This window comes from Nostoc sp. UIC 10890 (assembly GCF_054786515.1).
This window is the reverse complement of record NZ_JBSGKF010000082.1, coordinates 1-3,092: the sequence shown is the minus strand read 5'-3', so window position 1 is coordinate 3,092 and position 3,092 is coordinate 1. Positions and strand designations below refer to the sequence as shown.

Here is a 3,092-nt window from a genome sequence, read left to right as displayed (position 1 = left end):
CGGCACTAATGCAAGGTCTGAAAGTTATGGTAGCCAGTGACAGTAAGCGTTTTATCAAAAAACTCGAAAAGTCTTTTACTATTAAGTACTCTGAACCTAACTCTGACCAATCAAATACACCACAAAAATGGCGCATCTGGTCTGTCCACTCCGATAATTCCGGCAGTGATGAAAACGTCGCGTTCATCAAAGATATCACCAACGCCGTCAAAAACTTCGATGCCTTGTTCACTTCCCCTAGCCTGGGGACTGGTGTCGATATTTCCGAGTATCATTTTGATTTGGTGTTTGGTGTGTTTCACGGCGTTTCCCAAACTGCTACCGAGTGCGCCCAGCAGTTGTACCGCTATCGCCCGAAAGTCCCCTTTCATATTTGGGTGGCTCCGCGTCCTCCCTTCGGCTACCAAGATACAAACGCTTCCAAGATAAAAGAACGCCTCCTCCAAACCAATGAAATGACAGCTTTTCTGTTGCGGATCGACCGTCAAACAGGTAAACGGGGAGCCGAGAAAGATTGGGCGCTTGAGGCTTACTGCCAAATTATGGCTAACCGCCACTATTCTCTGAATAATCTCCGCGATGATTTGCGATCGCTCCTCACTGAAATGGGCAATACATTTATATGTATGGGCAGTGATGACGATGACCAATCTCTTGAACGCATGAAAAATGCTGCGGCTGCTTTGGACACTGCCCATTATTCATCTGTTGCCAAAGCGGGGGATATTACTTTGAGTGAGTACCGCGCCCGTCAAAGCAAAGATTACCTATCACAAAAGGAAATTTTTGAATGTGAAAAGTTTCGTATCTTTGATTCTTACGGCATCGAAGTAACCGAATCACTGGTGGAACTTGATAAAGGTGGTCGATTAATAGGAGCAATCGCTGGACTTGAGGCAATTTTAGCCCCAGCCGATGAATCAATTGTTGACCCAAAAACTGGGCGGACTTATCCCACCCCGCCCCAAATTGTCGCTCAAAAAGACCGCACTGAACGCGACAATTTACCTTTGTGCATCGACTGGGGCAATTATTCGGCGCGGTGGCTAGCACGGTTTAACCTGGGGCTGCATCAAATTCTCACTTCTTTAGTCAGGGGTGATGAAGTTACCGCCGACGATGCCGCTTTACTGAAGATGACAGCTAGAGCCATTGATTGCGCTGCTCACGTCAAAGCAATTCTTGGGTTTACTATCCCGCCTGACTGTAAGCCTATTTGGTTGCTGGCCACAATAGTAGAGCAGTTGGGGTTAAAGTTAACCTTCCGTAAGCAGGGTAAACGGGGTCAACAAGTGAAACTTTTCTCTTTATCTAAAAAGGAATTGGAATTTGCTCAAGAGGTAATTGCTCATCGTGTGGCAAAGCGCACCTATGACGCTACCCAAACCCCTGCGGTGTATAGCGTAAACCCTCTTCAGCCGCCCGTATCCGCCCCCCCCCTTAATGCTATAGGGAATCCCCATGAAGGAGGGGAGGATACTACCGAAATTGAACCGCCTCCGACCGTTCGCACTACCTTACTTCATTGCGTGGAAATACTTCGCTCTAGTATTTCTCGTGGAGTGGACGCGATTAAAGGCATTCTCAAGCGATGGACTGGGGATTTGCGCTGGGAGACGGTGCTGGAACTTGAAGCGATCGCGGCAAATGAGCTACGGCGAGTGGAGTCGGCAGTACCGGAATTTTACGCCTTGCTGAATGAAGATGTGTTGCCGATGGAGTTCTCCTAAACTTTCGTCATAACTAACCGCATCATTGAAGCAATTTCTACTTTTGCTTTCAGCAATTGCGCTGATGCTGCTTTGCTAAATCGATTTTTTGGTAAAATGGGGTCAATACCTTTCATGCACTGAATTATCGGTCACTTCGACTAACAAGGGTTTCCCGAAGTCGTCTGACGAAACCGGAGCAAGTAGCGCTAAGGATGATACCGCTCCCAATACTTGATCTTCTCTCACCTCCAGATACTTGTAGAGCTCGTCCAACGTGCGATGCCCAGAGATTTCCTGAATCACTCTTAAGGGAATTCCGGCATTACTCATCGAGGTCAATGCTGTGCGCCGAAAGCTGTGAGAGCTTACGCCTTCAACTCCTACTTTTTTGCAAGCGACTCGCAATATCCACAGTGCCGAATCCCGGTGCAGGTGGTTATTGGCTCTGGAGTGGTCAGCATTTCCAGGGAACAGCCAAGGGGAATCATCACGTGATTTATATGCTTGCAACCTGACTCGCAATTCTTGAATTACCGGGATGGTACGGGTAGCCAGTTTCCCTTTCGTGTTACCTTTGCGAAAGATGATTTTGGCTCTAACTTTTCCTTTGGCATCATATACGTCCCGTTTAAGCAACGTCACTGCTTCGTTCACGCGACACGCTGTGTAAAGCATCACTGCAAACAGCGCTTTATCTCGCAGTGAATCTACCCCCTGCGAGAAGAGAAGTTGAATCTCCTGCGGGGAGAGAATCTTTGCTCTCCCGTGTCTATCAATTTTCAAGGTTGCTGCCCCATCAACACCCCGCCCTGTTCTTATTATCCCAGTCCACGGGACAGGTTTTGCCAGGGGTGCAATTTTCGCAGCCATAGCACCTACAAGGAATAAAATGCCCAGAGCCGTATCAAATATCTTTTGGCTCAACCCAAGGACTGAGGCGCTTTCGCCTTTAAGGGGCGAAAGCTAGGCTTATAGCATTTTATTTTCTGGAAATCCCTATGCAGATGAACAGTATGGGTATTTTTAGCGACTAAAGGAATTGCTGATAAGATTTAATACTTAGTATTTGACAAAAATGGTTGATGCTGGAATTGCTACGGGGTGATGTCTATATTTATTTGCAATCGCCAATGGTAGCTGTCGGCGGTAGCATCTCTTCACAAAAGACATCGGCTGAAGAATGCGCTGACGCATTTGCCGATGATATCATCAAGGTAATTCATCATGATGAATTACACGATTTAACAAGCGTGGGCAGTCCAAGTTTACCTAGATGATACGTGAACATGAGCAATACAGGGCGTACAAAAAAGCTAGCATCTTTCAACTGTGACCAAAGGATTTGGGAGCAGTTTATCGCCCGTTGTAAGTCAAAAGACA

Annotated in this window: 2 protein-coding genes and 1 pseudogene; 2 read left to right on the top strand and 1 reads right to left on the bottom strand. The window is 46.9% G+C overall.

The annotated features are described in order from the left end of the window. Positions 1-1,730, top strand: a pseudogene (locus ACWATR_RS39160) (bifunctional DNA primase/helicase); the annotation flags it as partial. 102 nt (positions 1,731-1,832) lie between these two features. On the opposite strand, the gene ACWATR_RS39155 reads toward ACWATR_RS39160, so the two are convergent. Continuing rightward, positions 1,833-2,495: a tyrosine-type recombinase/integrase gene (locus tag ACWATR_RS39155; RefSeq protein WP_460345532.1), complete on the bottom strand. Its 663-nt coding sequence runs from the start codon at positions 2,493-2,495 to the stop codon at positions 1,833-1,835. 299 nt (positions 2,496-2,794) lie between these two features. Between ACWATR_RS39155 and ACWATR_RS39150 the strand changes: the two genes are divergently transcribed. Continuing rightward, the gene (locus ACWATR_RS39150; RefSeq protein ID WP_460345529.1) at positions 2,795-2,989 is read left to right on the top strand and encodes a hypothetical protein; all 195 of its coding nucleotides are present in this window, start codon (positions 2,795-2,797) and stop codon (positions 2,987-2,989) included. Positions 2,990-3,092: the final 103 nt, after the last annotated feature.